At 72.0% G+C, this 4,353-nt stretch carries 3 protein-coding genes; 2 read left to right on the top strand and 1 reads right to left on the bottom strand.

Annotated features, from left to right (window positions below; genetic code table 11):
• Positions 1 to 16: 16 nt before the first annotated feature.
• Entirely contained in the window at positions 17 to 1,684 is a 1,668-nt protein-coding gene (locus KN815_RS47040; protein ID WP_216347901.1) for an MFS transporter, read from the bottom strand.
• A 353-nt stretch (positions 1,685 to 2,037) separates the two neighbouring features.
• On the opposite strand from KN815_RS47040, the gene KN815_RS47035 reads away from it, so the two are divergent.
• Both KN815_RS47035 and KN815_RS47030 read left to right on the top strand, forming a co-directional pair.
• Complete coding sequence (locus tag KN815_RS47035; RefSeq protein WP_216347900.1) at positions 2,038 to 3,273, top strand: putative hexosyltransferase; 1,236 nt, start codon at positions 2,038 to 2,040, stop codon at positions 3,271 to 3,273.
• A 366-nt stretch (positions 3,274 to 3,639) separates the two neighbouring features.
• On the top strand, positions 3,640 to 4,353 hold a 714-nt coding region (locus KN815_RS47030; protein ID WP_372458651.1), incomplete at its 3' end, for a phosphatase PAP2 family protein.

Genomic DNA, 4,353 nt, shown 5'->3' with positions numbered 1-4,353 from the left:
GCCCGGGCCGGGCCGGTCAGGACTCGGCGGCGACGGCGGCGCGGTCACGCCGGGCCGGGGTGTCCGTACCGCCCTGTGCACACTGGTCCGGGCCCTGGGCGGGCTCCTCGTCGTCGGCGGCGCACTCCATGGTCCTGGGCAGCCGCAGCGCGGCGAGCGCGCCCATCAGCAGCAGACCGGCGCTGACCGCGAGCGTGACGTGCAGACCGTGCACGAAGGCGCCACGGGCGGCCGAGCGCAGGGCCTCCCCCGCGTGGCCGCCGAGCCGGTCGGAGACCTTGTACGCGGCGCCCAGCGACTGGCTCGCGTCGGAGCTGGCCGAGACGGGGACGCCGGGCACCGAGGAGACGCCGGGCTTGTAGGCGGCGTTCATCACGCTGCCCAGGAGGGCTATGCCGATACCGGCGCCGAGCTGGTACGAGGTCTCGCCGATGGCGGCCGCGCCGCCCGCCGAACCGGCCGACGCCTCGTTGAGCATCGACTCGTAGGCGCTGAAGAGCGTGGTCTCCAGGCCGAAGCCCAGGACGATGAAGCCGCCGACGAGCACGGCGGGCCGGTCGGCCTGGCCCATGGCGGTGAGCGAGAGAACGGCGAGCGCGGTGAGCGCGAAGCCGATGGCGACCATGAGCCGCGGGCCGAGCCACTGGAGCATCCGGGACCCCACGAGCCCGGCGGCCATGGCGGCGAAGGTCAGCGGCAGCAGCCGCAGACCCGTCTCGAGCGGGGTGAGCCCGAGCACGAGCTGGAGGTACTGGGCGGCTATGAGCTCCAGGCCGACGAGCGCCAGCAGGGCGAGCACGATACAGCCGACGGAGATCGAGAAGGCGGGCCGGGCGAACAGCTTGAGGTCGACCAGCGGATGCGTACGGCGGCGCTGGCGGCGCACGAACAGCACCAGCAGGACCACCCCGAACAGCAGCGGGGCGATGGTCACGGCGTCCAGCGGGTCCGCGCCGCTGCCCATCCGTTTGACGCCGAAGACGACGCAGAACAGCCCGCACGCGGCCATGACCGCGCCCAGCACGTCCCAGGGCCCGTTCCGGTCGCCGGTGGACTCCGGCAGCAGCCAGCGGCCGACCGGCAGCGCCACGATCATCAGGGGCAGGTTGACCAGGAAGACCGAGCCCCACCAGAAGTTCTCCACCAGGAAGCCGCCGAGCAGCGGGCCGACGGCCGCGCCGACGGCGGCGACCGCGCTCCAGACGCCGATGGCCAGCGCCCGCTCCCGGCGGTCCGGGAAGACCTGGCGCAGGATCGACAGCGTCGCGGGCATGATCATCGCGCCGCCGACGCCCAGCAGGGCGCGGGCCACGATGAGGATCTGGGGGCTGGGGGCGAAGGCGGCGAGCGCGGAGGCGGCGCCGAAGAGTCCGTAGCCGAGCAGCAGGACGCGCCGCCTGCCGACACGGTCGCCGAGGGTGCCGAAGAGGATCAGCAGCGAGGCGCAGACCAGTGGGTAGATGTCCACGATCCACAGCAGTTCCATCGCGCCGGGACGCAGATCCTCGGTCACGGCCGGGACCGCGACATGCAGCACGGTCGCGTCCACGGCGACGAGCAGCAGACTGACGCAGAGCACGAGGAGCACGACCCAGCGGTTCGCGCCGCCGCCCGCTTCGGTGCCGCGCCATTGCCGGGGAACGCCCGCCGTCCGCCGAGTGCGGGCCGTGGTCGTCCCGGACATGTACGCACCTCCCTGGTCTTGCGCTCGCGGTCCGCCGTCGGAGGGGCGGTACGTCACGTCGTAGGGACGTCCGGGTGACCCCGGTGACGAAGGCGCGAGTGAGAGGTCAGGGTACGCGAGTCCCCGCGCGGGCCGTGTGCCGCAGGTCATGTTCGGAGCACTCCGCGGAGGATTACGGAGCCGTACGTTCCGGACTTCCCCATTTGTCCCCCGTCCCTCTGCCGTCCCTCCTGTGGCCCCCCGGCGGCCGTCTCGCGTTCGTCATCCGTTGTCCACAGCCCCCGCGGCCGCGCCGCCGAGGGTTATCCACAGCCCCCCGCGGGCGGTCCTGGCCATCCTTGATAATCGTCGCCGTGACTGATCTCGCCCCAGCCGGCACCGCGCCGCTCAGCGACGACGGCCGACCGGGCCGCGCCGCTCGGGCCGCGCTGCGCCGGGCCGCTCCAGCATTGCTCGCCTACGCGGGGACGCGCCTGCTCGGGCTCGTGGTTCTCGCGGTCTGGGGGGCCTTCGCGGACAAGAGCCCGCACCAGCTTCTCTCGGCGCGCTGGGATTCGCTGTGGTACACCCGCATCGCCGAGGAGGGATACGGCTACACGATCCATCTGCCCGACGGGGCGGTCCACTCCAATCTGGCGTTCTTCCCCCTGCTCCCCGGCCTGGAGCGAGTGATATCGGCCATAGCCCCGCTGGACGCGGCCGATGCCGGTCTGCTGGTGAGCTGGGTCACTTCTCTGTTCGCCGCCTGGGGGATCTTCGCGATCGGCGATCTGCTGTACGGACGGCGGGTGGGGCTCATCCTGGCCGTGCTGTGGGGCGTGCTGCCGGTCGGGATCGTCCAGTCGATGGCGTACTCGGAGTCGCTTTTCACGGCGCTGGCCGCCTGGGGTGTCTATGCGGCGCTGACCCGGCGGTGGCTGTGGGCGGGGCTGTTCGCGGCGCTGGCGGGGCTGACCCGGCCGGTGGGGGCGGCGGTGGTCGCGGCGGTCTGGGTGGCGGCCGCGGCGGAGCTGCTGCCCGCCTGGCGCCGGCGCCAGGCGTGGCGGACAGGCCCGCCCGTCTCCCACCACCACCCTCAACGGAAGCGCTTCGCGCCACCCCTCCGCCTGCTCGCGGGCGTCGTGCTCGCGCCGCTCGGCTGGCTGGGCTATGTGGTGTGGGTCGCCGCCCGGACCGGCAGCGTCACCGGCTACTTCGACGTCCAGAACGGCTGGGGGAACGGCTTCGACGGCGGGCTGGCCTTCGCGGGCTTCATCGGGGGGCTGCTGATCGAGCCGCCCTTCGTGGGCGGGCTCGGGCTGCTGCTCGGCGTCGGGGCCCTGATCTGGCTCGCGATCCGCTGTGTGCGGCAGCGCCAGCCGTGGCCGCTGCTGGCCTACGGCGGGGCGGTGCTGGTCCTGGCGCTGGCCGCGAAGGGGTACTTCGGCTCGAAACCCCGACTGCTGATACCGGCCTTCCCGCTGCTGCTGCCGATCGCGGTCGCCCTGGCCCGGCTGCGCCCGGCGCGCACCGCACTGGTCCTGGGGTCGGCCGGGCTCGCCTCGGCGGTGTACGGGGCCTTCTGGCTGCATGGCTCCGGACCGCCATGATCCGGCCCCCCCTCCGGCCGCGCCTGGCCCTGCGGACGATCACCTTCGGCCACCCGGCGACGCCTGGGGAAACTTCCGGGAACGGTACGGCCAATAAGCGATAAACTCACCCTGTAAGAATTCCATAAAGTCCCTGAGACACGCCCATTGGAAGGCCGGGAGCAGAAAAGTTCCCGGGCCTCCTGCATTCCTTGGAAAGGGCACGGCCAAAAGCCGTGGACGAGACGCACTCCACATCACATCGTCATCACAAAGCGACCTGATCGACCGAACTCGCCTGTCACGCAATGTAACGTCGATTAGGTGCGTACCGAAGACAAGCTCCCCGCGTCCGAGGAGCGAAGGCCCGATCTCGTGCGACCGCGCATGACCCGAACACGCTTCTGGCTGCTCGGGACCACGCTGGCGGTCTACGCGGCGACCGTGATCGGCGTGCTCACCACCTCATGGCTGGTGAAGCTCGACTGGCAGATCATGCTCTTCCGGCCCTACAAGCAGTGGCCCGAGTTCCACACCTTGCTGGACTACTTCGTGGTCATGGGCCAGCGCGGACCCACCGCGGTGGCCGTCGCCGCCTGGCTGGGGTGGTGCTGCTACCGGCAGCGGACCCTGCGCCCGCTGCTGGCGCTGGGCACTTCCCTGCTGCTGCTGAACGCCACCGTGGGCGCGGTGAAGATCGGCTTCGGCCGGCTCGGTCCGCACTACGCGACCACCGTCGGCTCCAATGAGATGTGGGGCACCGGCGATATATTTCCTTCGGGTCACACCGCGAACGCCGTGGTCACCTGGGGGATTCTGGCCTATCTGGCGACCACCCCCGTCGCGCGCCGGGTCGCCTCGCTGATCGCCGCGGGCTTCGCCTTCGGGGTCGGTATGACCACCGTCTACCTCGGCACCCACTGGCTGAGCGATGTGGTGCTGGGCTGGGCCGCCGGGGTGCTGGTGCTGCTGGCGCTGCCGTGGCTGGAGCCGGCCATGGCCCGCGCCGAGGTGCTGCTGCTGATCCTGTGGCGCCGGATGCGCGAGGGCTGGGCGCCCGCGCCGCTGCCGTCCGGCCGGCCGGTCGCCGGAACCCCGCTG

This window comes from Streptomyces niphimycinicus (assembly GCF_018883605.1).
Taxonomy (GTDB): domain Bacteria; phylum Actinomycetota; class Actinomycetes; order Streptomycetales; family Streptomycetaceae; genus Streptomyces; species Streptomyces niphimycinicus.
Note: the sequence above shows the minus strand (reverse complement) of the source record. Positions and strands in the feature narration are given on the sequence as shown.

What these genes read in the sequence shown, in the direction of transcription:
- KN815_RS47040 (WP_216347901.1), bottom strand. Translation starts at nt 1,684, where the DNA reads ATGTCCGGGACGACCACGGCCCGCACTCGGCGGACGGCGGGCGTTCCC.